Origin of the sequence: Pseudotabrizicola sediminis, assembly GCF_004745575.1 — a bacterium.
In the GTDB taxonomy this organism is placed as follows: Bacteria; Pseudomonadota; Alphaproteobacteria; order Rhodobacterales; family Rhodobacteraceae; genus Pseudotabrizicola; species Pseudotabrizicola sediminis.
In genome coordinates this window covers 198,174-223,383 of record NZ_RPEM01000006.1, presented here as the reverse complement: position 1 = coordinate 223,383, position 25,210 = coordinate 198,174, and the positions used below count along the sequence as shown (strand labels likewise).

25 protein-coding genes and 1 tRNA gene are annotated in these 25,210 nt (G+C 63.1%); 17 read left to right on the top strand and 9 right to left on the bottom strand.

Features of this window, described 5'->3' with window-relative positions; all coding sequences use genetic code 11:
* Positions 1–4: 4 nt before the first annotated feature.
* The 11 genes from EEB11_RS10780 (at position 5) to EEB11_RS10730 (ending at position 12,554) form a co-directional block, all read left to right on the top strand.
* Positions 5–1,447, top strand: coding sequence for a 6-hydroxynicotinate reductase (locus EEB11_RS10780; RefSeq protein WP_135431197.1), 1,443 nt, complete (start codon positions 5–7; stop codon positions 1,445–1,447).
* Entirely contained in the window at positions 1,444–2,280 is an 837-nt protein-coding gene (locus tag EEB11_RS10775; RefSeq protein WP_135431195.1) for a UPF0280 family protein, read from the top strand. The genes EEB11_RS10780 and EEB11_RS10775 overlap by 4 nt, the downstream gene beginning before the upstream one ends.
* Positions 2,273–2,869: an amino acid synthesis family protein gene (locus EEB11_RS10770; RefSeq protein ID WP_135431193.1), complete on the top strand. Its 597-nt coding sequence runs from the start codon at positions 2,273–2,275 to the stop codon at positions 2,867–2,869. Before EEB11_RS10775 ends, EEB11_RS10770 begins: the two co-directional genes overlap by 8 nt.
* Positions 2,866–4,212: a hypothetical protein gene (locus tag EEB11_RS10765; RefSeq protein ID WP_135431191.1), complete on the top strand. Its 1,347-nt coding sequence runs from the start codon at positions 2,866–2,868 to the stop codon at positions 4,210–4,212. Before EEB11_RS10770 ends, EEB11_RS10765 begins: the two co-directional genes overlap by 4 nt.
* 88 nt (positions 4,213–4,300) lie before the next feature.
* Positions 4,301–5,581: an ABC transporter substrate-binding protein gene (locus tag EEB11_RS10760; protein WP_135431189.1), complete on the top strand. Its 1,281-nt coding sequence runs from the start codon at positions 4,301–4,303 to the stop codon at positions 5,579–5,581.
* A 68-nt stretch (positions 5,582–5,649) separates the two neighbouring features.
* Complete coding sequence (locus EEB11_RS10755; protein ID WP_135431187.1) at positions 5,650–6,528, top strand: branched-chain amino acid ABC transporter permease; 879 nt, start codon at positions 5,650–5,652, stop codon at positions 6,526–6,528.
* Entirely contained in the window at positions 6,525–7,469 is a 945-nt protein-coding gene (locus EEB11_RS10750; RefSeq protein ID WP_135431185.1) for a branched-chain amino acid ABC transporter permease, read from the top strand. The genes EEB11_RS10755 and EEB11_RS10750 overlap by 4 nt, the downstream gene beginning before the upstream one ends.
* Entirely contained in the window at positions 7,451–8,176 is a 726-nt protein-coding gene (locus EEB11_RS10745; protein ID WP_210134410.1) for an ABC transporter ATP-binding protein, read from the top strand. The genes EEB11_RS10750 and EEB11_RS10745 overlap by 19 nt, the downstream gene beginning before the upstream one ends.
* On the top strand, positions 8,163–8,858 hold the full coding sequence (locus EEB11_RS10740; RefSeq protein ID WP_135431181.1) for an ABC transporter ATP-binding protein: 696 nt from the start codon (positions 8,163–8,165) through the stop codon (positions 8,856–8,858). The genes EEB11_RS10745 and EEB11_RS10740 overlap by 14 nt, the downstream gene beginning before the upstream one ends.
* Positions 8,855–10,879, top strand: a complete 2,025-nt coding sequence (locus EEB11_RS10735; protein ID WP_135431179.1) for a hydantoinase/oxoprolinase family protein — start codon at positions 8,855–8,857, stop codon at positions 10,877–10,879. The genes EEB11_RS10740 and EEB11_RS10735 overlap by 4 nt, the downstream gene beginning before the upstream one ends.
* Complete coding sequence (locus EEB11_RS10730) at positions 10,872–12,554, top strand: hydantoinase B/oxoprolinase family protein (RefSeq protein ID WP_135431177.1); 1,683 nt, start codon at positions 10,872–10,874, stop codon at positions 12,552–12,554. The genes EEB11_RS10735 and EEB11_RS10730 overlap by 8 nt, the downstream gene beginning before the upstream one ends.
* Here EEB11_RS10730 and nagA read toward each other — a convergent pair.
* Together nagA and EEB11_RS10720 are read right to left on the bottom strand one after the other, a co-directional pair.
* Positions 12,551–13,675, bottom strand: a complete 1,125-nt coding sequence (nagA, locus tag EEB11_RS10725) for an N-acetylglucosamine-6-phosphate deacetylase (protein WP_135431175.1) — start codon at positions 13,673–13,675, stop codon at positions 12,551–12,553. The two genes, EEB11_RS10730 and nagA, sit on opposite strands and share 4 nt — an antisense overlap.
* Complete coding sequence (locus EEB11_RS10720; protein ID WP_135431173.1) at positions 13,675–14,700, bottom strand: SIS domain-containing protein; 1,026 nt, start codon at positions 14,698–14,700, stop codon at positions 13,675–13,677. Before EEB11_RS10720 ends, nagA begins: the two co-directional genes overlap by 1 nt.
* Before the next feature lie 129 nt (positions 14,701–14,829).
* On the opposite strand from EEB11_RS10720, the gene EEB11_RS10715 reads away from it, so the two are divergent.
* A tRNA-Thr gene (locus tag EEB11_RS10715) sits at positions 14,830–14,905 on the top strand.
* A gap of 91 nt (positions 14,906–14,996) precedes the next feature.
* Here the strand turns inward: EEB11_RS10715 and EEB11_RS10710 are convergent.
* From EEB11_RS10710 to EEB11_RS10700, 3 genes are all read right to left on the bottom strand, one after another.
* Positions 14,997–16,466, bottom strand: a complete 1,470-nt coding sequence (locus tag EEB11_RS10710; protein ID WP_135431171.1) for a heme biosynthesis protein HemY — start codon at positions 16,464–16,466, stop codon at positions 14,997–14,999.
* Between the two features lie 9 nt (positions 16,467–16,475).
* Positions 16,476–17,738, bottom strand: a complete 1,263-nt coding sequence (locus EEB11_RS10705; protein WP_135431169.1) for a COG4223 family protein — start codon at positions 17,736–17,738, stop codon at positions 16,476–16,478.
* A gap of 81 nt (positions 17,739–17,819) precedes the next feature.
* Complete coding sequence (locus EEB11_RS10700) at positions 17,820–18,554, bottom strand: uroporphyrinogen-III synthase (protein ID WP_135431167.1); 735 nt, start codon at positions 18,552–18,554, stop codon at positions 17,820–17,822.
* 45 nt (positions 18,555–18,599) lie between these two features.
* On the opposite strand from EEB11_RS10700, the gene tsaD reads away from it, so the two are divergent.
* From tsaD to EEB11_RS10680, 4 genes are read left to right on the top strand one after another with little or no spacing between them, the layout of a single operon-like run.
* A complete protein-coding gene (tsaD, locus tag EEB11_RS10695; protein WP_135431165.1) occupies positions 18,600–19,691 on the top strand; it encodes a tRNA (adenosine(37)-N6)-threonylcarbamoyltransferase complex transferase subunit TsaD in 1,092 nt (363 codons plus the stop codon).
* Entirely contained in the window at positions 19,688–20,662 is a 975-nt protein-coding gene (locus EEB11_RS10690; RefSeq protein WP_135431163.1) for an NAD(P)H-dependent glycerol-3-phosphate dehydrogenase, read from the top strand. The genes tsaD and EEB11_RS10690 overlap by 4 nt, the downstream gene beginning before the upstream one ends.
* A gap of 3 nt (positions 20,663–20,665) precedes the next feature.
* A complete protein-coding gene (locus tag EEB11_RS10685) occupies positions 20,666–20,938 on the top strand; it encodes a YciI family protein (RefSeq protein WP_135431161.1) in 273 nt (90 codons plus the stop codon).
* Positions 20,935–21,357: an EVE domain-containing protein gene (locus EEB11_RS10680; protein WP_135431159.1), complete on the top strand. Its 423-nt coding sequence runs from the start codon at positions 20,935–20,937 to the stop codon at positions 21,355–21,357. The genes EEB11_RS10685 and EEB11_RS10680 overlap by 4 nt, the downstream gene beginning before the upstream one ends.
* 255 nt (positions 21,358–21,612) lie before the next feature.
* On the opposite strand, the gene EEB11_RS10675 is transcribed toward EEB11_RS10680, so the two are convergent.
* The 3 genes from EEB11_RS10675 to EEB11_RS10665 form a co-directional block, all read right to left on the bottom strand.
* A complete protein-coding gene (locus EEB11_RS10675; protein ID WP_135431157.1) occupies positions 21,613–21,954 on the bottom strand; it encodes a DUF2853 family protein in 342 nt (113 codons plus the stop codon).
* Between the two features lie 186 nt (positions 21,955–22,140).
* On the bottom strand, positions 22,141–23,526 hold the full coding sequence (ahcY, locus tag EEB11_RS10670) for an adenosylhomocysteinase (protein WP_135431155.1): 1,386 nt from the start codon (positions 23,524–23,526) through the stop codon (positions 22,141–22,143).
* Between the two features lie 105 nt (positions 23,527–23,631).
* A complete protein-coding gene (locus tag EEB11_RS10665; RefSeq protein ID WP_135431153.1) occupies positions 23,632–24,054 on the bottom strand; it encodes a hypothetical protein in 423 nt (140 codons plus the stop codon).
* A 175-nt stretch (positions 24,055–24,229) separates the two neighbouring features.
* Here EEB11_RS10665 and EEB11_RS10660 point away from each other — a divergent pair, with 175 nt between their 5' ends.
* Positions 24,230–24,796, top strand: coding sequence for an HD domain-containing protein (locus tag EEB11_RS10660; protein ID WP_135431343.1), 567 nt, complete (start codon positions 24,230–24,232; stop codon positions 24,794–24,796).
* Between the two features lie 43 nt (positions 24,797–24,839).
* On the opposite strand, the gene EEB11_RS10655 is transcribed toward EEB11_RS10660, so the two are convergent.
* Positions 24,840–25,154: an H-NS histone family protein gene (locus EEB11_RS10655; protein WP_135431151.1), complete on the bottom strand. Its 315-nt coding sequence runs from the start codon at positions 25,152–25,154 to the stop codon at positions 24,840–24,842.
* Positions 25,155–25,210 lie beyond the last annotated feature (56 nt).

Genomic DNA, 25,210 nt, shown 5'->3' with positions numbered 1-25,210 from the left:
CCGCATGACTGCGCAAGCTGAAAAGATCCGATGCGATGCCTGCCCGGTGATGTGCTACATCGCTCCGGGCCAGACCGGGGCCTGTGACCGCTATGCCAATGTCGATGGCCGCATCCTGCGCACCGATCCGGTGGTCCTTTTGTCACGCACCGTTGCTGAAGGGGGCCGCGTCGTGCCCTTCGCCTCGCGGGACTGGGATGGCAATCCGTTTCCGGATGATACTTTTGTCACCGGCATCGGTTCGGGCACCACCTATCCCGATTACAAACCTGCACCGTTTATCGTCTCCTCCACCATCGCCGGGGCCGATATGGTGACTGTCGTGACCGAGGCGATCTTTTCCTATTGTGGGGTCAAGGTGAAGATCGACACCGACCGGCATCTGGGCGCCGAAGGGGCCATCGTCCGCGCGCAGGGCGAGCCGGTGGGGCATGTCACCACCACCGAATACGGCAGCCAGATGCTCAGCCTTGGCGGTGTGCACCACCTGACCGGCGGCAGCAAGTCCGAAGGCCGTGTCACCTGCGCTGCCCTTCTGGCGCTGTGCAACGGGGCCGCGGTGGATCTGACCATCGACGGCGGCTCTGCCGTGACGGTACAGGCGGGCAAGCCACCCATCGTCGATGGCACGCCGGAACGACGGATGCGGGTGGGGTGCGGGTCGGCGACCATCGGCATGTTTGCCAGCCAATGGGTCGGGCTGGTGGATGAGGTGGTGGTGGTCGACGACCACATCACCGGCGTGGTCAGCGAACATCAGGCGGGCAAGGTTCTGGGCTGGCAGCCCACCGGCATCCGGATCAAGGGCCATCGCTCGACACCGGGCCGCTATTTCCGGGTGTCGGAACCGGGGCTGGGCTGGGGCGGCACCCAACTGTCCGATCCGCTGGAGATTCTCGGGCCATGGGAGGCGCGGAAAGGTGCAAGGCCGGGGCTGACGCTTCTGATGGTGTCCACCACCGGCGAGGAGTTTGCCTATTATGTGCTGGATGAGGCTCTGACACCGCAAAAACAGCCCCTGCCTGACGCCCTGCGGGCGACAGTCGGGTTGATTGATGAAAATTGCGAGCCTTCGCTGTGTACCGTGTTGTTCATGGGCGGCGCGGGCGGTTCGCTCCGTGCTGGGGTCACGCAAAACCCGGTGCGGCTGACCCGGTCGGTGCAGGCCGGGCAAACCCGGCTGACCAGTGGCGGGGCCGACTGTTATGTCTGGCCGGGCGGCGGCATCACCTTCATGGTGGACGTGACATGCCTGCCCGCCGGGGCCTTTGGCTATGTGCCCACCCCGGCGCTGGTGGCCCCGCTGGAATTCACCCTGCCGCGGGCGGAGTATCTGGCGATGGGGGGTCATGAACCTGCCATCCGTGATCTGGAGGCGGCCCGGGCGGAGGGGGGCGAGTATCAGACGCGCGCCCATCTGATGCCGCCGCCAAAGGCGCTGTCATGACCGGAGCGATGATTGCGCGCCTGCCTGACGGGCGCATGCATCTGCACCATGGGCCAATCGACATCATTGCGCAGGCTTGGGGTGATGCAAGTGCTGTGGCCGCAGGGGAAAGGCGTGCAGCCGAAAGATTCGGCTCTGTTCTGGCAGAACTCGCGGCGGAGCTGCCTGTCTTGCGCAGCGAAGGCGGGCAGCCGACTGGTGCCATCGGGCGGGTGATGGCACAGGCCACTGCCGCGTTTGCGCCCCGCTTCATCACGCCGATGGCGGCGGTGGCGGGGGCGGTAGCCGATGCGGTTCTGGCCGCGCTGTCGGTGCCGGGCGTGACGCGCGCCTATGTGAACAACGGCGGTGACATTGCGCTGCATCTGATGCCGGGGGAGAGCCTGACCTGTGCAATTGCCGCACAGCCCGGTTTTCCTGACCGCATCACCGTGCGCGCGGAAGATGCGGTGCGCGGCATCGCCACCTCGGGTTGGCGCGGGCGCAGCTGGTCTTTGGGGATTGCCGATTCCGTCACTGTGCTAGGACGGACAGCGGCCATGGCCGATGCGGCGGCCACCATGATCGCCAATGCGCTGGACTTGCCCGGCCACCCGGGCATCAGCCGCCGCCCGGCAGTGGACATGCAGGCCGACAGTGATCTTGGCACGCGGCAGGTGACGGTGGGGGTGACCGGACTGACCGGCGATGACATCACCCGCGCCCTGGCCGCAGGTGAGGCTATGGCACAGACGCTCCGCACCCACGGGCGTATTGAAGCCGCCGCCCTTTTCCTGCACGCTGAAATGCGCACACTTGGCCCGATTGCCCTGAAGGAGCCTGCCCTTGTCTGACTCACTCCCGTCTGACTTTGCCATCCGCAAGATCACCATTCAGATCGAAGAAATCCTTCACGAAGGCGGCCCCCTTGCCGAAACACCCCCCTTGCGCGGCGCGGTCTATGCCATCTGCGCCAACCCTTTTGCCGGGCGCTATCAGGAAGATCTGCTTCCGGCGATGGATGCATTGAAGCCGCTTGCGCTGCTGCTCACCGACCGGCTGGTCGCCGCAATGGGCGGGCGTGACCGGATCGACGCCTATGGCAAAGGGGCCATCGTGGGCGAAGCGGGGGAGAGCGAGCATGGCGCGATCTGGCATGTGGCAGGGGGCTACGGCATGCGGGAACGGCTGGGGGAATGCCGGGCGATTGTGCCCTCGGCCATGAAGGTGGGCGGCATGGGCAGCACGCTGGATATCCCGCTGGGCCATCTGAACGCCGCCTATGTGCGGTCGCGTTTTGATGTGATCACGGTGACCTGCGAGGATGGACCGCGCGCCGGTGAGGTGCTGTTTGCCCTTGCCATGGCGCGGGGCGGGCGCATTCATTCCCGGATGGGCGGGCTGGAAATGGATCAGGTCAAGGGCGAGGACGGGCTCAGATGAGGGCGATTGCGGGGGCCCTGATGCTCCTGCCCGGCGCGGCATTTGCCTGCGCCCTGCCGCCTTCGGTGATCCTGACCCTGCCGACCGGGCACTATATTGCCGGGGCAGCAGTGACCGTGGCCGTGACAGCGCTGATGGGCGCTATGGCCGGGCACCTGCCCCGGTTGCAGGCCGTGCCGGTGCTGGACCGACGGATCTGGGTGCCGGTGTCGGTATCGTCCTACCTGTCGTTCCTGTGCTTTCTGGGGCTGGTTCTGGTCGGCCTGTTCGGCGCGCGCGACCCGATGCATAACCTGATGACGCTGGTGTTCTGGACCGGGGTCTGGATCGCGGTGCCGCTGGGGTCGATGCTGCTGGGCAATCTGTGGCGCCCCCTCAACCCCTGGACCGCGCCGGTGCGCGTTGCGCGCACGCTGCTGGGCCGGACCGGATCGGTCGGGCTGTCACGGCTGGGGCATTGGCCCGCCGTCGCGGGCTACGGCGGCTTTGCATGGTTCCAGCTGGTGTCCATGGCCCCGGACGATCCCTATGTGCTGGCCTGCGTGGCATTGACCTACTGGCTGGTGATCTTTGTTCTGGCGGTGGCCGAAGGCGAAGACTGGTTGCAACAGGGCGAGTTTCTGACCGTGCTGATGGGGTATCTGGCCAAGGTGGCACCCTTCTGGCTGGAGCTTGACGGAACTCGCGCCCGGCTGATGCGCGGCTGGCCGGGGGCGCAGGTGCTGCGGATGGCCCCGCTTTCTATTTCTGCAATGGCCTTTATTACGCTGGCCCTGTCGGCGCTGACGTTTGACGGGCTGATGGAAACCTTCTGGTGGCATGCCGTGATCGGGGAAAACCCGTTGGAGCCGACGGGGCGGTCGTCGGTGATGGGGGTCAACACGCTGGGGCTGCTGGGGGTCTGGATGATCACCATTGCGGCGCTCTGGGCGGTGATCCGGCTGGGTCAGATGATTGGAGGCGCGCGCTTTGCGACCGGGCCGGTGATGCTGTCCTTCCTCGCCATCGCGGCGGGCTATCACGCCGCGCATTATCTGGTGACCCTGCTGACCGCAGGCCAGTATACGCTGGCCGCGCTGAACGATCCGTGGTTTCGCGGTGATGCTTATCTGGGCCTGCCGCCGTTTTATGTGTCATTCGGCTTTCTGACCGATCAGACCATCATGCCGATGATTTATGCCGCGCAGTTTGCCGCCATTCTGGGTGCGCATCTGCTGGCGGTACTTCTGTCGCTTCGTCTGGTGGGGAATATGCGGGCACTGGCACATCTGCCAATGACCGCGCTGATGGTTGGATACACCGTGTTGGGCCTGTGGCTTTTGTCCACCGCACGGACGGGCTGAAAAAATCGTGGACAAATGCGGCGTCCCGGCAAAAGGTTGAACCCAGAGGTGCCCGCAGAGGTGCCCCGCAACAGTGGAGATGTTTGACATGACACAAAAACTCATCGGGGTGGCACCATCGCGGCGCGCTGTGCTGAAGGGCGCGGGTGCCGGGCTGCTGGCGGCTGGCTTTGCCGCCCCGGTCTGGGCGCAGGCCGCACCCGTCAAGCTGGGGTTTCAGCTGCACCGCACCGGCATCGGCGCTGCCTATGGCCGCTGGTACGAACGCACGGCGCAGGCCGCGCTGAAGGTGGTGAACGACGCAGGCGGCATCAATGGCCGCCCGGTCGAGATCGTGTTTGAAGATGATGGCACCGACCCCAAGCGCGGGGCCGAGGTGGTGGAAAAGCTGACCAGCCAGCACAATTGCGACCTGATCTTTGGGCCGCTGTTTTCGCATGTGGTCATCGGATCGGCCCCCCGCGCCGGCGAGCTAAAGGTGCCGTACCTTGTCTGTTCCGAAGGCTTCCACGTAGCGGGCGGCATGCTGAACCGCTGGACCATGCAACCCGGCATCACGGACGTGCGGGCACAGGTCAGCTCGATGGCCCCTTGGGTTCTGGCCAACCTTGGCAAAAAGGTCACCATGGTGTTCCCCGACTATGCCTTTGGCCACGATCACCGCGATTTCTTTACCGCAGCGGTGGAGGCAGGCGGCGGTGAGGTGATTGCCCAGATCGCCGTCCCGCCGACCGAGACCAGTTTTACCCGCTATCTGCCGCAGATCCCGCGCGAGACCGAGGTTTTGTATCACGTCATGGTCGGCCCGGCGGTTCTGACCTTTGTGAAGGAACTGGGCGAGTTCTATGGCACCGGGGCCAAGCCACAGATCTTTGGCTTCATCGACTCGCTGGAGGCGGTCGATATCGCCTCGCCGGGTCTGGAGTTTCTGGAGGGCACGCATTTCTGGGAAGGCCATTGCCGGGCGCAACAGGCCGATGCGTCGGAGCATGAAATCGCCTATCGCGCCGCCGTGGGCGTTGATGCCAACGGCGCGTCGGTGTCGGATGCCAAGGATGTGTCTACCTATGCGCATATGTTTTCTGTCTGGGAAACGCTGCACATCATCAAGGCCGGGATGGAGGCGTCGCGGTATCAGGGCACCGCTGACCGGCAGAAGTTCGTCGAGGCGGTCGAGGCGATGACCGATATGCCGGAAAGCCTTGCGCATGTGCAGGGCGACAAGGTGTTCAACGGCAAGACCCATCAGGTGTTTGGCCATCAGTTCATCAGCAAGGTCGAAGGTGGCAAGCTGGTAAAGGTGCACACCACCAGCATCGAAGACAGCATGTACGCCGACGCTGTTGACTACACGACGCAGAGCTTCTGAGTGCGGCCATTGCCTGACATGCCGGAACTGAACACGCAGGCCGTCCCCTCCAAAGGGGGCGTGCCGCAGTGAGCTTTGGGCCGTTCCTGCTTCTGGCCGTGCTGGAGGGCACCGTGATGGCGGCCGTGCTGGCGCTGACGGCGGTGGGCCTGTCGCTGGTGTTCGGCGTGATGCGCGTGGTCAACGTGGCGCATGGCGAGTTTTACATGCTGGGCGCCGTGATTGCGTGGTTTGTGACCTATTACCTGCCGTTTCCGCCTGCGCTTGTCTGGCTGGCGGCATTGATCATCGCCCCGCTGATCGTGGCACTGATCGCCGCGCTGACCGATACACTGGTGCTGAAACGGCTGAACTATGACCCGGAGGCCACCATCGTTGCCACAATCGGGCTGCTGTACATGCTGCAACAGGCGGCGCTGACGTTTTACGGCCCCGATGCGCGCCCGGTGGTGGCCCCCTTCGAATGGCGCATTCAGCTGCCATGGTTCGGTTATTCCGGCTACAAGCTGTTCGTGGTGGTGGCGGCGGTAGTCATTCTGGCGGCGGTCTGGCTGTTCATGACCCGCAGCAAGGCCGGGCTGGTGATGCGCGCCACTCAGGTGGACCGCGACACGGCGCAGGCGTTCGGAATCAACGTCGACAGGGTCTATGCCGGCACATTTGCGCTTGGCGGGGCGCTGGCGGCGGCGGCGGCGGTGCTGATCGTGCCGATCCAGCAGGCGCATTACCTGATGGGGCATGATCCGCTCTTGCTGTCATTCATCGTGGTGATCATCGGCGGGCTTGGGTCCATCCGGGGCACGCTGGTGGCGGCACTGGTGATCGGCCTGTCAGATGGGATCATCAGCATGTTCTTTTCGCCCACGCTGGCCAAGATCATCGCCACCCTGCTGGTGGCACTGGTGCTGGTGTTCCGCCCGCAGGGCCTGTTCGGTGCCAAAGCATGACGGATGGGGCGAAGGTCTGGGGGCTTCATCTGCTGGTGCTGGCGGCGGTGTTTGCGGCGCAGTTCCTGCTGCCCCCCTATCACGCAACCAATCTGGCGCGGATCATGGTGCTGGCGGTGTTCGCCATGGGTTACAACATTGCCTTTGGCTACACGGGCCTGCTGTCGCTGGGCCACGCGCTGTTCTTTGCCGCCGGGATGTATGGCATGGGCCTGCCGGTCTGGCATCTGGAGTGGGTGTCGGTACCTGCCCTGATCGCGGGGCTGCTGGCCGGCGGGGTGATGGCAGGTGCGGTCGGGGTGCTGGCGCTGCGCACGGCGGGGGTCAGTTTCATGATCGTGACGCTGATGTTTGCCCAAGCCGGCTATCTGACGCTGCTGTATCTGAACTCGTGGACCGGCGGGGACGAAGGCTTTGTCGTGGCGTCTGCTGCGCGACAGGCGTTCGGGTTCAGTCTGGCCACAGACACACCTCGTTTTACTGCGGCCTTTGTGCTGTTTGCTGCGGGCCTGCTCGCCTGCCTTTGGCTGGTGCGGTCGCCCTTTGGCCGGGTGATGGTGGCGATGCGCGAGAACGAGGAACGCAGCCGGATGCTGGGCTATGACCCGTTCCGGGTGAAGCTGGTGGCGCTGATCCTGTCAGGGCTTTACGCCGGGCTGGCAGGGGCGGCTTACGGGATGCTGTTTGGCTATGTGGGCGCGTCCTTTGCCACCATTCAGTATTCGATTTTGCCGATGCTTTATGTGCTTCTGGGCGGCGCTGGCACGGTGCTGGGACCGTTTCTGGGCGCGCTGCTGATGTTCTACCTGATCGACATCACCAGCAACTACACCGACGCCTACCTGTTCGTCGTCGGGGCGGCCTTGGTGGGACTGGTGCTGTTCGCGCCCAAGGGTATTTTGGGCACTTTGCGCGAAAGGGCATGGCGATGGCTGCCGTAATTGAGGCACGCGGCCTGACCCGGCATTTTGGCGGCCTGCGCGCGGTTGATGGGGTGGATTTCAGTCTCGAACATGGCGAGATTCATGGGCTGATCGGGCCGAATGGGGCGGGCAAGACCACGTTTGTCAGCCTGCTGTCGGGCCGGATTCCGGTGCAATCCGGCACCATTTCCCTGAACGGTGAAGACATCACCCACCTGCCTGCGCATCTGCGGGTGCGCAAGGGGGTGGCCTATACGTTCCAGATCACCTCGGTCTATCCACGCCTGTCGGTGTTCGACAATGTGGCCTTGGCCGCGCAAAGCCGGGGCGCGGGAGATGTGCCGGCCGAGGTGGCGCAGGCCTTGGGTCGGGTCGGGATGACCGGGTTGGATGGGGCGCAAGCGGGCACGCTGTCTTATGGCCATCAGCGCTTGCTGGAGGTGGCGATGGGGCTGGCGCTGCGCCCGGTGATCCTGATCCTGGATGAACCGACGCAGGGCCTTGCCTCGGGTGAGATTGACGGCTTCAAGGCCCTGATCCGGTCGCTGGTGCCGCAGACCACCATTCTGCTGATCGAGCACAATATGGATGTGGTGATGGACCTTGCCGACCGGATCACGGTGCTGAATTTCGGTCAGGTGCTGGCCGTGGGTGCGCCGGATCAGATCCGCGCGAACAAAGCCGTGCAGGATGCCTATCTGGGGGGCGATCATGCTGCGGGTTGAGGGCATCACCGCAGGCTATGGCCCGGTCACCATTCTGCGCGAGTTGTCTTTTCACGCGCAGGCCGGGCAAGTGACCTGCATCATGGGGCGCAACGGTGCGGGAAAATCGACCCTGTTGAAGGCGATCATGGGTCAGGTGCCGGTGCAATCGGGCCAGATCACTCTGAACGGCGTCCCGGTGCATCTCCTGCCCGCGCATAAGGTGCCCGGTCAGGGCATCGCCTATGTGCCACAGGGTCGCCGGTTGTTCGGGCCGCTGACCGTGGCCGAGAACATCGAGGTGGGTTTGCTGACCCGCAACAAGGGGCCGCGCACGCGGGACTTCGTGCTCGACCTGTTTCCGCGCCTGCGCGAACGGCTGGATCAGGTCGCCAGCACCCTTTCGGGCGGCGAACAGCAGATGCTGGCCATTGCGCGGGCGCTGTGTCTGGAGCCTTCGGTGCTGTTGCTGGATGAACCCAGCGAAGGGCTACAGCCGTCAATGATCGCGCTGATCCGTGACACGGTGTTGCGGTTGCGCGATACCGGGCTGGCAACCGTGCTGGTCGAACAGCGGGTGGATACCGTGCTGCGCATGGCGGACCGAGTGGCCTTCATGGCGCATGGCCGAGTCGAGGTCGATGTCCCGCGCGAGGGTTTGACGCCGGAATCGACCCTGTTCCAGAAATTTGTGGGGGTATGATGGCGGGTCTGGTCGCGGGCATTGATGTGGGCGGCACCTTTACCGATCTGGTGATCGTTGATCCCGCAACCGGGGCGGTCAGGCTGGCCAAAGTGCCCACCACCCTGCCCAATCAAGCCCCCGGCGTGCTGAGTGCGCTGGAGGAGGCGGGGGCCGATCTGGCCGACATCGACCTGATCGTGCATGGCACCACAACCACAACCAATGCGGTGCTGGAACGCACCTTGGCCAAGACCGGGCTGATCACAACGCTTGGCTTTCGCGACGTGCTGGAACTGGGCCGCCGCACCCGGCCCCACGCTTACGGCATGCACGGCGTCTTCGTGCCGATCATCCCGCGTGATCTGCGCCTGGAAGTGCCCGAGAGGATGGATGCGCGCGGCAGCGTGCTGATGCCGCTGGATGAAGCGGCGGTCAGAAAAGCCGCCCTGCGCCTGCGGGATGTGGGCTGCGAAAGCGTGGTGATCCACTTTTTGCACGCCTATGCCAACCCGGCGCACGAACGCCGCGCGGCTGACATCGTGGCAGAGGTCTGGCCCAACCAGCACATCACCATGGGCCATGCCCTGCTGTCAGAAAGCCGCGAGTACGAACGCGGGGTGACGGCGGCGGTCAATGCCAGCGTGCAGCCGCTGCTGGAACGCTATGTCAGCCGTCTGGCCGATCAGCTTGCGGCGCGCGGCTACGCGCATGATCTGCTGGTGATGAACGGCAATGGCGGCATGGTATCGGCGCGGTCTGTGTCGAAAGAGGCGGTGAAAACCGTCATGTCCGGGCCTGCGTCGGGCGTGATGGCGGCGGTGGCCACCGGGCGACGCGCCGGGATGACCAACCTTTTGACCTATGACATGGGCGGCACCAGCACCGATGTGGCGATGATAAAGGGCGGGCAGGCGCCGGTCTCGAACGAGATCGAGGTGGAATATGCCATGCCGATCCATGTGCCGATGGTCGATGTGCGTACCGTGGGGGCTGGTGGCGGGTCGATCGCGCGGCTGGATGCAGCGGGCATGCTGCGGGTGGGGCCGGAAAGTGCCGGGTCCAGCCCCGGCCCGGTGTGTTATGGCCGGGGCGGCACGCGGGTGACGATTTCTGACGCCAACCTGCTGCTGGGCCGCCTGCCCGCCGCGCGGTTCGGTCAGGCGGCAGAGGCGGCAAGGGCTGCCATGGCCGAGCAGATTGCCACACCATTGGGCCTGTCGGTGGAACAGGCGGCAGAGGCCGTGGTGCGTATTGCCAATATCCATATGGCGGGGGCGATCCGGATGGTGTCCATCTCGATGGGCGCCGATCCGCGCGATTTCGCGCTGTTCGCTTTTGGCGGTGCCGGGCCGTTGCATGCGGTGGCACTTGCGCGCGAGCTGGCGGTGCCAACGGTGCTGATCCCGGCGCGGCCCGGCATCACCAATGCGCTGGGCTGCGTTGTTGCCGACCTGCGGCAGGATTTCGTCCGCACGGTGAACCGCCCGCTTGACACGGTCGATATCGACACTGTGCAAGCTATTTTTGCCGAACAAGACGCCGAAGGTCGACGGCTGATCGGGGCAGAAAAGATCCGGCTGGCAGCGGTTCGCACCGAGTTTTCGGTTGATATGCAGTTTGTCGGACAGACCCACCTGCTGCGGGTGGCCTTGCCGGACGGCACCCCGTCGCGCGACGATCTGCAGCGGCTGTTCGAGGCCACCTATCATGACCGTTTTCGCGTCACTTTGCCGACAATCAAGGCCAATCTGGTCAACCTCAATGTCTCGGTCATCGGTGAGCGGCCGGAAATGGACCTGTCGGCCCTGATTGACCGGTCTGGCCGCAAGGCAACTGCGGTGGCTGGCACGTCCAGACCAGTCTGGTTTGACGGTTGGGTGGACACGCCGGTGTATTGGCGCGACCACCTGCCACTGAATCTGGACCTTTCGGGCCCTGCGATTATCGAACAGATGGACACGACCATCGTGATTGATCCGGGGTGCCGCGTCAGCTCGGACCCTGATGGCAATCTGATCGTGCAGGTGCCCCATGCTTGACCCCGTTACCCTCGCTGTCATCCAGGCCGGTCTGCAGCAGGTCTGCGACGAGATGGACCTGACCTTCAGCCGCGCCGCGTTTTCGCCGGTCATCGCAGAAGCCGACGACAGGTCTGACGGGATTTACAGCGCGGAAGATGGCAGCCTGATTGCCCAGGGGTCCAAGGGCCTGCCGGTGTTTGTCGGGGTGATGCAGTTTTCGACCCGGACAATCGTGGAGCGTATCCGCAACGGGCTGACCGCCGCGCCGGAGCCGGGCGACATTTACATCGTGAACGACCCCTATCTTGGCGGTACGCATCTGATGGACGTGCGCTTTGCCATGCCGGTCTGGCGCGACGGGGCTATCTATTGCTGGCTGTCCAACACCGGGCACTGGCCCGATACCGGCGGCATGGTGCCGGGTGGCTTCAGCGCCAGCGCAATCAGCGCCGAGCAAGAGGGGCTGCGGATTCCCCCGGTGAAACTGTTCAAAAAGGGCGTGCTGGACACGGAAATTTGGCAGATCATCTGTTCCAACATCCGGGTTTCCGATCAGCGGATCGGTGATGTGCAAGCGCAGGCCAGCGCCCTGCTGATCGGGGCGGAACGGCTGGCGGTGATGCTGGACCGCTATGGTGATGCGACTGTGACCGAGGCGATAGCAGAAATGCGGGTGCGCGCCGCACAGCAGATGCGGGCGATGATCGGGCTGATTGCAGATGGCAGCTATAGCGCGACGGCAATCGTCGATTCCGATGGTGTGGTCAACGAGCCGCTGAAAATCGCCGTCACAGTGTCGAAAACGGCAGGTGGGCTGACCTTCGATTTCTCGAAAAGCTCCCCTCCCTGCATGGGGCCGATGAATTCGGTTCGCGCGACCACGCTGTCTTCGGTCTATCTGGCGATGCGGCATATCTTTCCCGATGTGCCGATCAGTGCGGGCGCGTTTGAACCACTTGCGGTCATCGGGATTGAGGGCACGTTTCTGGATGCCCGGTATCCCCGCCCGGTCTCTGGTTGCGCCGCGGAAGTCAGCCAGCGCATTGCCGAGGCGGTGTTTGCCGCATTGGTGCAGGCCATTCCCGATCGGGTCACGGCGGCCCCTGCTGGCACCAGCGGCAATTTCGGGCTGGGCGGCCATGACCCTGACAGCGGGCAGGATTATGTGATGTATCAGATTTCTGGCGGCGGCTATGGTGGCAACGCGGATCATGACGGGTTGTCGAACGGCTGTTCGACCATCGGCATCTCGAAGGCCCCGCCGGTTGAAATCATGGAACAGAAGTTCCCGGTGCTGTACCGCCACTACGCCCTGCATGAAGGCAGCGGTGGCGCGGGCACCCATCGCGGCGGGTTCGGCCTCGATTACGAGATCGAGCTGTTGCGCGGTCAGGCACGGGCGAGCTTTGTGATGGATCACGGCCGGACCGGACCTTTGGGCGGACAGGGCGGGCAGGATGGCGGCGTGAACCGGGTGGAGGTGATCCGCGGCGGAGAGACGTTTGTGCCGCCGCATCTGTCGAAGGCGCAAGATATTGTGCTGGCCCCGGGCGACAGGGTCCGCGTGCGCACCCCCGGTGGCGGCGGCTTTGGCGACCCTTTGCTGCGCGATCCGGCTTTGGTGGCCGAGGACGTCAGGCTGGGGCGCTACACGGCGGCGCAGGCGCGTGCCCTGTGGAATTGGCCGGGTTAGAGCCGCTTTTGCCCGCCCTGCCAGACAGCGCTTAGCTGAAAGGCGTCTGTCAGATGCACAATGTCCGCCCGTGCGCCTGCTGTCAGGTGACCCAGATCATCGCGTCCGATCAGCTGCGCAGGAATGCGTGTGGCCATCGCAAGCGCCCGCGCGGGCGGCACCCCAATCGTGTTGACCATGGTCGCGATGGCCTGTGGCAAGGTCAGATCTGCCCCGGCCAAAGTGCCATCCTCCAAGGTCAGCCGCCCATCTTGGCGCAGGATGGTGCGGCCGCCCAAGGTGAACTGCGAAAGGTCAGTGCCCGCAACGGCCATGCAGTCTGACACCAGAAAAAGCCCGGTTTGCCGGGCCGCCACAGCGACGCGCAGGGCCGCCGGGGCCACGTGGATTGCATCGGCAATCATACCCGCCGCGATATCATGGGTCAGCGCAGCGCCGACCAGCCCCGGTTCGCGGTGGCCAAGCCCGCTCATCGCATTGAACAGATGCGTGGCGCAACGCGCGCCTGCGCCGATGGCGGCCTCCGCCTCTGCCAATGTGCAGTCCGCATGGCCCAGGCTGACGATCACCCCGGCAGCGGCCAGTGCCGCGATCTGTTCAGGGCGCACGGCGGATGGAGCCAGCGTGACCATCAGCGCGGGCAACCGCCCGGCGGCGGCTGTCAGCACCGCAAGATCGTCGTCCATCATAGACCGGATCAGCGCCGGATCATGTGCCCCCTTGCGCCGTGCATCCAGATGCGGCCCCTCCAGATGCAGCCCGAGGAAGCCGGGCGTTCCAATGCTGGCAATTCCGGCCGCAATCACCCGTGCCGTGGTCTGCGGTGTGGCCGTGATCAGGGTTGGCAACAGGCCGGTAGACCCCAGCCTTGCATGGGTTTCGCAGATGACCCGCAGCGTATCGGCATCGGTCTGGTCATCCACCATCCGCCCGCCGCCACCGTTCACCTGCAGGTCAATCAGACCGGGTGCCAAGATCCCGCCCTGCAGCCTGATCACCGTGGCACCCTCAGGCACGGTTGAGGCCAATCCGGTCACCCATGGCCCGTCGGTCAGCAGCACAGCATCGCGGTGCAGCACCCTGCCATCGAACACCGTGGCCCCGATGAATGCGGTCGGCATCAGACGGTTTCCGTCACCTTGCGCAGATGCGGTGGGGTGTCGGGGTCAAAGCCGCGCCGCCGCGCCAGACCCTCGACAAAGCTGTAGAACGCGGTTCCCAGCGCCAACGGCGCGACCAGCGGATGCAGATCCGGAACCGATGGCAACAGCGTTGCACCCTGCGACGCGCGCCCGGTCAGAAACACATCGGCCCCCTGACTGGCCAGACGTTCGGCAGTGGTCACCACATGGGGCAAAGCCGCATCCCCGACACCAAGGGCAAGAACTGGAAACTGGGCCTGAACAAGGGCGGCGGGGCCATGCAGCACCTCGGCCGTGGAATAGGATTCGGCGTGCAGACCGCAGGTTTCCTTCAGCTTGAGGGCACATTCATTCGCAATGGCAAAGGCAGGGCCGCGCCCCAGCACATACACCGAATGCGCCCGTGACAGGCGCGCGGCCAAGGGAGACCAGTCAAGCTGCAACGCCTTTTCCAAAGAGCCGGGAAGCTTGTCCAGTGCGTGAAGCAAAGCGGCATCCTGCTGCCATTCGGCCAGAAGCGACAGGCCCGCCACAACCGATGTCACAAAGGTCTTGGTGGCGGCGACGCTCTGTTCGACTCCGGCTTGCAGGTCAAGACAATGGCTGGCCGCAGCCCCCATCGGGCTGTTCGCATGATTGGTGATCGCAACTGACAAGGCCCCGCCGGTCCGGGCCGCTTGCATCATTTCGACAATATCAGGGCTTTGTCCCGATTGCGAAATGCCGATGCAGACCGCGCCCTTCAGCCGCAGGGGGCGACCATAGACCGATGCGACCGATGGCCTGACCGATGCAACCGGAACGCCCGCCAACAGCTCGACCGCGTATTTCAGATAGGTGGCGGCATGGTCGGATGACCCCCGCGCGACCGTGATCAACAGGCCCGGGTCCAGGCGTCGCATCGCCGCGGCAGCCTGCCGGACCGCAGGCCCGGTCTGATCAAGAACCCTCGCAGCAGCCGCAGGAATTTCAGCCACTTCGCGTGCCATTCTGGTCTGGGTCATGTGTGGCTCCTTTCCGGGGCTGCCATACCCGCACAATGCGTCATGCCACAGCGCGCAGCAAGCCTGACAGGCAGGGCGCGTTTAGACCTTGCAGGAGGGACAGCGACCGTTTAAACGACACGTCGCGTAGCCCCAATAGCTCAGCTGGTAGAGCATTTCATTCGTAATGAAGAGGTCGGCGGTTCGAGTCCGTCTTGGGGCACCACGCGCATCTTCCGCTTTTATTTGAGACTGCGCCGGCCTTGCTTTGCTGCGCCAGACAACCCGGCACATCTTGGTCACTTTGCCCCCACCGATCAATCCGGCCGGGGTTGGGTTGCGATGACTTCAGCGTCTTCTGCCGCAGGTGCCTCAGGCACTTGGGTCGCGGGTTCAGCGGGAGCCGGGGCCGGTTGGCCGACGATCAATGGCAGCAACTCGGTTCCTGTGGCACTCGGGCCGGTCGTCTCAGGCGGCTCGCGCCAGCTCAACGTATCAAATCCGCCGCAATTGTCACAGATCGGGTGCCAGCTTGCGTGGATGGCCTGACATTTGTCACAGCACCATTGCGGGCCACGCGGCGCGGTCAAGGCGCGAGTCAGCCAGCCCCGCACGACCGAATCGTCTTCCCCCTCACCTCTGGCGATGGCTGCCATGATGGCGAGCGACCGTTGAGTCGGGTGCGTGGTGACGATGTCGCCCAGATCGCGGCGGGCGGCGGGGAAGTCTTCGGCCGATACGTGAAGCTCGGCCAGCAGAAGCCGGGTCTGCTCATGGTCACGCTGCACGTCTGTCAGCGCCCTGAACCGTTTGATCCTCTCAACCGGTGTCTCTGTCGGCTCTATCTCGGCGAAGGCGGCGGCCAGATCGGGGTGCGGATGGACGGCCCAGGCCTTTTTGAGCACACGGGTGGCACCTTTGCGGTCGCCCTTCGCCACCAGTCCGCGTGCGGCCATCGCGGCTGCCGGGATAAGGTCAGGGGACAAACGATTGGCCTCAATCGCGGCTTCGCGCGCCTCGATGCTGGCGGTGTCGTCGATGACGGTTTTGGCCTCTTGCAAGGCAAGCACCGCATCGCGGCGGCGATAGACATCGCGCGGCAATTCGCCCGCTTTCAGCTTTGCGCCCAGAGTCTGGCGGGCCCCCTTCCAGTCGGCATGTTCGGCCTGCAATCTGAGCAGGATATCCTGCGTTTCGGCATGGCGCGGCTTCATCGCAAACGCCTTTTCTGCCAGCTTCAGCGCAGTATCCGTATCGCCTTCGGCCAGTTTCTGCTTCATCAGCCCGCGCACCCCGACAAAGCGGGTCTTGTCATCGGCAAGCAGGCGTTTGTAGGCGTCTGACGCGCGCTTGGTGTCACCCGACGCTTCGGCCGATTGCGCCATCAACAGATTGGTCAGTTCTGGCTTGGCCAAATAGCGTTCCGCCCGCTGCGCCCGCGCCATGGCGACCCGCCCTTCGCCCGAGGCAAGGGCCAGAAACCCGTCTGTCAGGGCCTGATAACCCTTACGCTCGCGGTTGCGGTCAAAATAACGCGAAATCGCGGTTTCATCCCCGGTCAGGAAGCGCAGGATCGCCACCAGAAGGCTGACAATCTTGAACACCACCCAAAGGAAAACAATCAGCGCCAGAGCGATGATGACTGATTGCAGCGGACCAAGGGTCAGCTCCCAGCCCGCCACGGCGATCCGGATGCCGCCGCCGGTTTCCAGAAGAACACCTGCGCCAAAGGTCAGCGCCGCGATGAAGGAAAGAAACAGAACGACTTTCAGCAAGGTCCAAAGCATCTGCTTATCCTACTCTTTCACGGCAGCGGACAGAGAGGCGACAGCCTCCAGCGCAGTCAGACGCTGCTGGGCCAGTGCAGACCACTCCGCCATTTCGGCAAGCCCTTCCGGAGGCAGGCCCTGCAGCTCTGCAAGCGCCTGTGCCAGATCGCCGGTGGCAACCGCCGCCTCTGCCCGGGACAGCACGGCATCCGGGTCGGTGCCTTCACGCGGGGTCAGCGACCTTACGCCGGTCGTGGCCTGAAACAGGCTGCCAAGCCGTTCGGTCCACCCGTCGCCCATGTCTGCCCGGCGCGAGGCGTCCAATGCCGCGCGGGCTGCGGCGGGGAAGCCATCTTCCAGCAGCTTGCGTGATGGCACGCCGGTTTCTGCAAGGGCGGAAAGAGATGGCGGCACTTCGGTGCCGGAAAGGTCTGCCAAGGCCCCGGAAAATGGAGCGCCGCTTTCCAATGCGGCCTGCAAGCGGCTCAGCGCCGCTGCGGTCACGGCTCGTTGCGCTGTGGCCTCTGCCTCTGCGCGCAAGCTGGCTGCCTGCGCCTCGGCCTGCGCCAGACGTTCCTCGGTCTGGGCGGCCAGCGCTTCGATGTCCGCCGATGATGACGCACCGGAAGACTGAATTTCGGCAATCTCTGCCCGAAGCTGTTCAACCAGCGCGACCAGATCCGCCGGAACCCCTTCGCCGGACAGGGCGGCAGGGCGCGATTCGATCGCGGCAATCCGGCTTTCGAGGCCGGTCAGGCTGTCCGTCAGGGGCGACAAATCGGGCTGCGGCGCAGCTTCCGGCTCTGACCGGGCTTCCAGCGCTGCCAACCGGTCTTCAAGTCGTGAGTCCGGGGCCGGGGCGGATTCAAGCGCCTCGATCCGGCCCGCAAGTGCCTGCAGGTCAGCCTGCGTTGCCACCGGTGGCGCGTCTGAGATGCCCATTCCGGGAAGCGGCACAAAGATCGCCAGAGCATACCCGGCGGCGGCGGCCACCACCCCCCCCAAAGCGGTGCCCAGAAACCCGCCGCCACCCGATTTTTCCGGGGGCGGGGCCGTTGTCTGCGGGGCTGGCCTGTCTGCCTCTGGCACGACAGAGTCTTCGGTGTCTGTTGCCAAAGGGATTTCGTCGTGCGCTGCCGCCTCGGTGCGCGGCGGCTCGTCCAGCGCCACGGGCTCTACAGTCACGGCTTCGGGTACGGCCTCACCTGTCGAATCCGCAGGTGCGAGGTCGTCAGCCGGCTTCACAAGATCCGCTTCTTCCGATGGGTTTGAAGGAGGGCGTTTGGCCATTGTGGGCATTCCTGACATTACTTTGAGAGAGCGGAGCCTGTGTGCGTCATGTGCAATCCTAATCCTGCAACTCTTGGCGCATCAAGCCGTGAAGATAAAACGATCCAGTGCAAAGAACAGTTCCGCCAATCGGGGCGCAGCGGCGATTGAAATGTGGTCTGGCGGGCAGTCGGTGAAAGGTTCGGCCACGGCGGCGCTGAATGCAATGATGCGCAGCCGAAGCAGCACGGAGTCATCCGGTATGTCACGCAGCACTGCGGCGCGGAACAGCGTGGCACTTCGGGGTGAAAACAGCGGCACAAGGACCGTATCGCCGGAAGACAGGGCGGTAATCGCATCTTGCGCCATTGCGACAGGTTCCTGAGCGTAGACAACCGCCTCATGCGCCGTAAGCCCAGCGGCATTCAGCCGCGCCACCAGATCGCCCCGCGTGTCTTGTCCCCGCAAGTGCAGAAAGGGCGCATGATCAGGCTGGGTCAGCAACAGTTGAAACAGATCGTTGGCATCCCCTGCTGCGGAATGTGCCCGAAACCCGAGGTCTGTGGCAACATCGGCGGTCCTGTCCCCCACACAAAACGCATGGCGTGGCAGGCCATCAAGCCGGGCCGCCGCGCGCGCGCCGGTTTCCGATGTCAGGACCAACGACCGGAAAGACATCGCCCGCAGATCAGGGTGAAGGAATTTTGGCGCCAGCAGCGGAGTCATCACAGGAACAACCCGGTCCGCGTAGCGATGGCGCAGCGCGGCGGCGAAACGGCTCGCCTGCGGCTCGGGCCGGGTGATCAACACTGGCAGGGCGCGGGATTGCGAGAGCATGCTTAGGGTGTTACCTGCTGATATCCTCTGGCGCAACGGCGGACCATGCACAAAAGCCTGACCTTCCTTGGAATCGAATCAAGCTGCGATGACACTGCTGCCGCAGTTGTGCGGTCTGGGACGGGTGCCGAGATTCTGTCTTCGGTGGTGGAAGGGCAGGTCAATCTTCATGCGGCCTTCGGCGGGGTCGTGCCCGAAATTGCCGCACGTGCCCATGTGGAACGGCTCGATTTCTGCGTCGAACGCGCGATGGCAGAGGCGGGGGTAACCTTTGCCGACCTTGACGGCATCGCGGTCACCGCAGGCCCGGGGCTGATCGGCGGGGTCTTGTCCGGCGTGATGCTGGCCAAGGGGTTGTCTGCCGGGACCGGGTTGCCGCTGGTCGGGGTCAACCATCTGGCGGGGCATGCGCTGACGCCACGCCTGACCGACGGGCTGGGTTTTCCCTATCTGATGCTTCTGGTCTCGGGCGGGCATTGCCAGTTTCTGATCGTCGATGGGCCAGAAGAGTTTCGCCGCATCGGCGGCACCATTGACGACGCGCCGGGAGAGGCGTTTGACAAGATTGCCAAACTGCTGGGCCTGCCCCAGCCCGGTGGACCGGCGGTAGAGGCAGAGGCGGCAAGGGGCAATACGGCGCGCTTTGTGATGCCGCGCCCGTTGTTGGACAGGCCCGGCTGCGACATGTCCTTTTCGGGCCTGAAAACGGCGGTGCTGCGGGCACGCGATGGGGTGATCGCGCAAAGGGGCGGGCTGACGGTTGCAGACCGGCAGGATCTTTGCGCCGGGTTCCAGACCGCAATGGCGGCGGTCCTACAGGAAAAAACCCGCCGCGCGCTGGATGTCTATCTGGAGTCTGACCCGCCGGTTCCGGCCTTTGCGATTGCGGGTGGCGTGGCTGCGAACCAGCCCATTCGCGCAGCGTTAGAGACGCTTTGCCACGCAAGGGCCGTGCGCTTTCTGGCTCCGCCGCTGCGGCTTTGTACCGATAATGCGGCCATGATCGCCTTTGCCGGGATCGAACGGTTCCGGCTTGGCCACCATGATGACTTCACCCTGTCTGCTCGCCCGCGCTGGCCGCTGGACCAGACGGCACCGGCGATGATCGGGTCGGGCAAGAAGGGCGCCAAGGCATGACCGCGCCCATAGGCATCGCCGGAGCCGGTGCCTTTGGCGCGGCTTTGGCCATTGCTCTGGCAAAGCAGGGGCAGACGGTACGGCTTTGGGCGCGCGACAGGGCGGCAGCCGACATGATGGCAAAGACCCGGCACGTGCAAAGACTGCCCGGTGCAACACTGCCCGATACCGTGTCTGTTACAGCGGAACTGGCGCATTTGTCGGTCTGCCCGGCTGTTCTTCTGGCCGTGCCGATGCAAGAGCTTTCCCGATTTTTGGCAACACATGGCAAGATGCTCGATGGCCGGTCTTTGGTCGCCTGCTGCAAGGGCATGGATCTGACCACGCAAAAGGGTCCGACTGCGCTGATCGCGGATGTCTGCCCGAGCGCCACGGCGATGATCCTGACCGGCCCGAGTTTTGCGACGGATATTGCAAAGGGCCTTGCCACCGCGTTGACCCTTGCCAGCACAAAGGAAGTGGCCAGTCAGCAGATGCAAGCCGTTCTGTCTGGCCCCATCCTGCGGATCTATCGCAATTCCGATGTGATCGGTGCCGAACTGGGTGGAGCGCTGAAAAATGTCATCGCAATCGCCGCTGGCATTGTGATGGGCGCCGGGTTGGGTGAAAGCGCGCGGGCCGCGCTGATGACGCGTGGGTTCGCAGAAATGGTGCGCTTTTCGGTCAGCCTGGGCGCAAGGCCGGAAACCCTTATGGGCCTGTCTGGTCTGGGCGATCTGGTGCTGACCTGCACATCCAGCCAGTCGCGCAACTATGCCCACGGACTGGCGCTGGGTCGTGGGGACCGCACCGATCCGTCGATCACGGTTGAAGGGGTCGCAACCTCGCAAGCTGTTTTGCGCCGGACAATGGCGCTTGGCCTGTTGGAAGACCTGCCCGTTACCAGCATGGTGGCACAGGTGACAGCCGGAAGTATCACCGTCCCCATGGCCATTCAGGCCCTGATGTCCCGCCCGTTGAAAGAGGAATAAGACATGCGCGCTGCCCTGATCTGCATCGACAAGCCCGATCATCTTCAAACCCGTCTCGACAATCGGGCGGCCCATCTGGACCACATCGCGTCCAGCGGGATTGTGGAAATGGCAGGCCCGTTTCTGGACGCAGACGGTGGCATGACCGGTAGTCTGGTGATTCTGACGGTCGACACCATGGATCAGGCCCACAGCTGGGCCGAGGCCGACCCATATGCCAAAGCCGGATTGTTCCAAAGCGTGACGATCCGCGAATGGAAAAAGGTGGTGGGATGACGTTCTGGCTGTTCAAGTCAGAGCCTGATGCCTGGAGCTGGGGCCAGCAGGTTGCCCGTGGCAATGAAGGCGAAGAATGGACCGGCGTCAGAAACTATCAGGCCCGCAACAACATGCGGGCGATGAAGGTCGGCGACCGCGGCTTTTTCTATCACTCCAATGTGGGCAAAGAGATTGTCGGCATTGTCGAGGTTATCCGGACAAGCGCGCCAGACAGCACGAGCGATGATCCCCGCTGGGATTGTGTGGTCATCAAGGCGGTCAGGCCTGTGAAACAGCCTGTTACACTGGACGATTGCAAGATCACCCCGGGGCTGGAAAGCATGGCGCTGGTCAAGAACACCCGCCTTTCGGTTCAGCCTGTAACCGAACAGGAATGGGCAACCGTCTGCGCCATGGCGCAAACGGCCCCTGACTAAGTGCAGACCGACACGATCGGCCCGGACGCACACAGATGCGGAACATTGACGTCCTGTCCGACCCGCACAAAAATTGGAAATGGAGGGCCCAATGCCCAGAAAGGACCCTCCATCCACCCCACGTGTCCCCTAGCACCACACGTATTCTGGAAAAGTGTCCGAGGCATCCTGCCTGTCCAGATCACATTAGGCCGCTTTCACCGCAGCACGCAAGCGCGACACAGTTAAAACTGTCCGGGCCTGCGCTTGCCGTGGTTATTTGTAAACGGCCTCTTTGCCGAAGTGCTTGACCAGCATGTAATAGACAACCGCACGATATTTGCTGCGGTTCGATCGGCCATAGGTATCAATCACGGCGTTGATCGCTTCCATCAGCTTGGGGCCATCCTCAAGCCCAAGCTTCTTGATCAGGAAGTTTTTCCTGATCGTCTCAAGCTCTGCCGGGTCGCTGCCCGCCACCGTTGAAGCGTCATCGCTGTAAATGGCCGGGCCGCAGCCGATTGTCACCTTGGTCAGCAACGGCATGTCGGCTGTCATGCTGCATTTCGAGGAAAGGTCTTCGGCGTATTTGGCAATCAATTCGTCGCGCTTGCTCATGCTTTTGTCCCTGTCAGTCCTGGTTCCACCCCGCCAAGGCAAATTTGGCCTTGGCCCTTAAAACTCTAGGCAGAAAAGGGTTCGTGTACCAAGAGAAAAGTCATGGCACTTGCACGGCAGTACCGGGCGCAAGATTGCCTTTGCCGCCCCCCACCTGTGGGGAGCGGCATGCACTTTAGGTTTATCTCAGTAGCGGTAGTGATCAGACTTGAACGGCCCTTCAACCGAGACGCCGATGTAATCGGCCTGCTCGCGGCGCAGCTCTGTCAGTTTCACGCCGATCTTTTTCAGATGCAGACGCGCCACTTTTTCATCCAGCGCCTTGGGCAGGATATAAACCCCGGGCTTGTACTCTGTTCCCTTGGTCCAGAGTTCGATCTGGGCCAGTACCTGATTGGTGAACGAGGCCGACATCACGAAAGACGGGTGGCCCGTGGCATTGCCCAGGTTCAGCAGGCGGCCTTCGGACAGCAGGATGATGCGATTGCCGTTCGGCATCTCGATCATGTCGACCTGTTCCTTGATATTGGTCCACTTGTGGTTTTTAAGCGCCGCGACCTGAATTTCATTGTCGAAATGGCCGATGTTGCCGACGATCGCCATATCCTTCATTTCGCGGATATGTTCGATGCGGATCACGTCGCGGTTGCCGGTGGTGGTGATGAAGATATCGGCCGAGGCGACCACGTCTTCCAGGAGCACCACTTCAAACCCGTCCATCGCGGCCTGAAGCGCGCAGATCGGGTCTACTTCGGTAACCTTGACGCGGGCACCTGCCCCCTGCAACGACGCGGCCGAGCCCTTGCCCACATCACCGTAGCCGCAGACAACGGCCACCTTGCCGGCCATCATCGTGTCGGTCGCGCGACGGATGCCGTCAACCAGCGATTCCTTGCAGCCGTATTTGTTGTCGAACTTCGACTTGGTGACGGAGTCATTGACGTTGATTGCCGGGAAGGGCAAATCGCCCTTCTTGTGCAGATCATACAGGCGGTGAACGCCCGTGGTGGTTTCTTCCGACACGCCCTTGATCGCAGCTTTGGTCTTGGTGAACCAGCCTGGGCTTTCCTTCATGCGCTTGTGAATCTGCGCCTTGATCACCTCTTCCTCTTCCGAAGTGGGCACGCCAAGGATCTCTTCCCCTGCTTCGGCACGGGCGCCAAGCAGGACGTAGAGGGTGGCATCGCCGCCGTCATCAAGGATCATGTTCGCGCCATCGGGGAACATGAACGAGCGGTCCAGATAATCCCAATGCTCGGTCAGGGTCTGACCTTTGACCGCAAACACCGGCGTGCCGCCTGCGGCAATCGCGGCGGCGGCGTGATCCTGGGTTGAGAAAATGTTGCACGACGCCCAGCGCACATCGGCACCAAGGGCCGTCAAGGTTTCGATCAGAACGGCTGTCTGGATGGTCATGTGCAGCGAGCCGACAATGCGCGCGCCTTTCAGCGGCTGGCTGGCCCCGAACTCTTCGCGGCAAGCCATCAGGCCGGGCATTTCGGTTTCCGCGATGGTCAGCTCTTTGCGCCCGAATTCGGCAAGCGAGATGTCTTTTACGATATAGTCAGCCATGTTCAAAAACTCCTGTCATTTGAACGTGGCCTTATCATCGAAACCTATCTTAAACAACGCGGCAAACCAGACAATGCAGCGGATGGTATGTCCGACGGGGATGCCTTAACTAAGCGGCCGGTCTTGCAAAACGTCTGCTGCCGTGGTGCTTTCGGTCCAACCGAAACCAGACGATACGATGCAAGCGAGCCCCTCATGCTCGACATGAAGAACCGTCCACGTGCCCATGATATCAGACGCCCAGACCTCAAGGCTGACACCCCGATCCTGAACCAGCGATGCCTCCAGAGATTCCGCAAAATCCTGTGAAAGATCGGCAGTGATCACGTCACGCGCAGCGCAAAGCGGATCCTGCATGGTTTCGGGGAGGGAGGCGACAAAATCCTGAACCGACAGATCTGGCGTGGCCGCGAAGCCGGTTACCGATGCGACAGGAGAAACCTGAAGCGAGCTTTCAGCGCGATTAATCGCACCGGAATAGCCGAGTGCAACGGCCGAAAGAGCGAGCATGGGGAGCGGATTGAACATTTTTCTGTTCCGTGTTCTTTCAATCAGACAGTCGCAATGGCAACGCCCTGATCCCGGAAAAGTTCCATTGGTCCATTTTGATTGAATTTGATCCTGCAAAGCGACTGCGCTACCACCCCATTGGAATGATGCACGGAGGCTGACTGTGGCGAAACCAAAGCGCGCGTGGCAAAGGATGCTGTCTGGCCGGCGGCTTGATTTGCTGGACCCGACCCCCGTCGATATCGAGATCGAGGATATTGCCCACGGCTTGGCTTTTGTGGCCCGCTGGAATGGCCAGACCCACGGCGACTGGCCCTATTCGGTGGCAGAGCATTCCCTGCTGGTTGAAACAATCCTCTGCCGGCAACATCCAGACAGTTTGCCGAAATGGAAGCTTGCCGCCCTGCTGCATGATGCGCCGGAATATGTCATCGGGGATATGATATCGCCGGTCAAATCCGCAGTCGGGCCGGAATATGGCGCGCTGGATGAACGACTGACCGCCGCCATCCATCTGCGGTTCGGCCTGCCGGCGCTATTGCCCGCTGCCATCAAGGCGCAGATCAAATCGGCAGACCGGATCTCGGCCTGGATGGAGGCTGTGCGGATTGCAGGCTTTTCGGAAGCCGAAGCCAACAAGCTTTTCGGAAGGCCAGATGCCGCACTTATCGATGGGCTTGATGTTCAGCCCCGCGCCCCGGCAGAGGTGCGTGCCAATTTCATCGAACGCCATTCCGCTTTGATGGCCGAACTTGGTTGACGGATCAGATGAAAATGCCACCCCGAGGGATGGCATTTGCACATCAGATTGACATATCTTCCGGCTTTTTTCCGGCCTTCAGGGCCGCTTCAAACCAGCGTGGCTTTCGCCCGCGGCCCGACCACGTATCAGATGCATCGGCCGGATTCGCGTATTTTGCGACGGCGGGCGTCCGCTTGCGCGGTTGTGCAAGGCCAGTCAGCTCTGCGAGGGAAAACCCCATGGCCCGGGCCTTGTCTTCCAGCTCTGCCAAAGCTTCTTTCTTCTTGCGATCTTCGAAACCGTTAATCGTTTTTGCAACCTGAGACTGAAGATCCTTCAGCTCTTTAAGCGACATTTCATTCAGATTGATGTCCATGTCTTATATCCTTGCATGCAGTCTTCTAAGCCTGATTAATCCCAAATCAGTCTTAA

Excerpts from the sequence above, each read along its gene's own strand:
- EEB11_RS10690 (WP_135431163.1), top strand. The coding sequence starts at position 19,688 with ATGACCGCGCCCATAGGCATCGCCGGAGCCGGTGCCTTTGGCGCGGCT.
- EEB11_RS10655 (WP_135431151.1), bottom strand. The coding sequence starts at position 25,154 with ATGGACATCAATCTGAATGAAATGTCGCTTAAAGAGCTGAAGGATCTT.
- EEB11_RS10745 (WP_210134410.1), top strand. The coding sequence starts at position 7,451 with ATGGCGATGGCTGCCGTAATTGAGGCACGCGGCCTGACCCGGCATTTT.
- EEB11_RS10720 (WP_135431173.1), bottom strand. The coding sequence starts at position 14,700 with ATGACCCAGACCAGAATGGCACGCGAAGTGGCTGAAATTCCTGCGGCT.
- EEB11_RS10680 (WP_135431159.1), top strand. The coding sequence starts at position 20,935 with ATGACGTTCTGGCTGTTCAAGTCAGAGCCTGATGCCTGGAGCTGGGGC.
- tsaD (WP_135431165.1), top strand. The coding sequence starts at position 18,600 with ATGCACAAAAGCCTGACCTTCCTTGGAATCGAATCAAGCTGCGATGAC.
- EEB11_RS10705 (WP_135431169.1), bottom strand. The coding sequence starts at position 17,738 with ATGGCCAAACGCCCTCCTTCAAACCCATCGGAAGAAGCGGATCTTGTG.
- EEB11_RS10760 (WP_135431189.1), top strand. The coding sequence starts at position 4,301 with ATGACACAAAAACTCATCGGGGTGGCACCATCGCGGCGCGCTGTGCTG.
- EEB11_RS10775 (WP_135431195.1), top strand. The coding sequence starts at position 1,444 with ATGACCGGAGCGATGATTGCGCGCCTGCCTGACGGGCGCATGCATCTG.
- ahcY (WP_135431155.1), bottom strand. The coding sequence starts at position 23,526 with ATGGCTGACTATATCGTAAAAGACATCTCGCTTGCCGAATTCGGGCGC.
- EEB11_RS10740 (WP_135431181.1), top strand. The coding sequence starts at position 8,163 with ATGCTGCGGGTTGAGGGCATCACCGCAGGCTATGGCCCGGTCACCATT.
- nagA (WP_135431175.1), bottom strand. The coding sequence starts at position 13,675 with ATGCCGACCGCATTCATCGGGGCCACGGTGTTCGATGGCAGGGTGCTG.
- EEB11_RS10750 (WP_135431185.1), top strand. The coding sequence starts at position 6,525 with ATGACGGATGGGGCGAAGGTCTGGGGGCTTCATCTGCTGGTGCTGGCG.
- EEB11_RS10660 (WP_135431343.1), top strand. The coding sequence starts at position 24,230 with ATGCTGTCTGGCCGGCGGCTTGATTTGCTGGACCCGACCCCCGTCGAT.
- EEB11_RS10685 (WP_135431161.1), top strand. The coding sequence starts at position 20,666 with ATGCGCGCTGCCCTGATCTGCATCGACAAGCCCGATCATCTTCAAACC.
- EEB11_RS10765 (WP_135431191.1), top strand. The coding sequence starts at position 2,866 with ATGAGGGCGATTGCGGGGGCCCTGATGCTCCTGCCCGGCGCGGCATTT.
- EEB11_RS10730 (WP_135431177.1), top strand. The coding sequence starts at position 10,872 with ATGCTTGACCCCGTTACCCTCGCTGTCATCCAGGCCGGTCTGCAGCAG.
- EEB11_RS10665 (WP_135431153.1), bottom strand. The coding sequence starts at position 24,054 with ATGTTCAATCCGCTCCCCATGCTCGCTCTTTCGGCCGTTGCACTCGGC.
- EEB11_RS10675 (WP_135431157.1), bottom strand. The coding sequence starts at position 21,954 with ATGAGCAAGCGCGACGAATTGATTGCCAAATACGCCGAAGACCTTTCC.
- EEB11_RS10710 (WP_135431171.1), bottom strand. The coding sequence starts at position 16,466 with ATGCTTTGGACCTTGCTGAAAGTCGTTCTGTTTCTTTCCTTCATCGCG.
- EEB11_RS10700 (WP_135431167.1), bottom strand. The coding sequence starts at position 18,554 with ATGCTCTCGCAATCCCGCGCCCTGCCAGTGTTGATCACCCGGCCCGAG.
- EEB11_RS10735 (WP_135431179.1), top strand. The coding sequence starts at position 8,855 with ATGATGGCGGGTCTGGTCGCGGGCATTGATGTGGGCGGCACCTTTACC.
- EEB11_RS10780 (WP_135431197.1), top strand. The coding sequence starts at position 5 with ATGACTGCGCAAGCTGAAAAGATCCGATGCGATGCCTGCCCGGTGATG.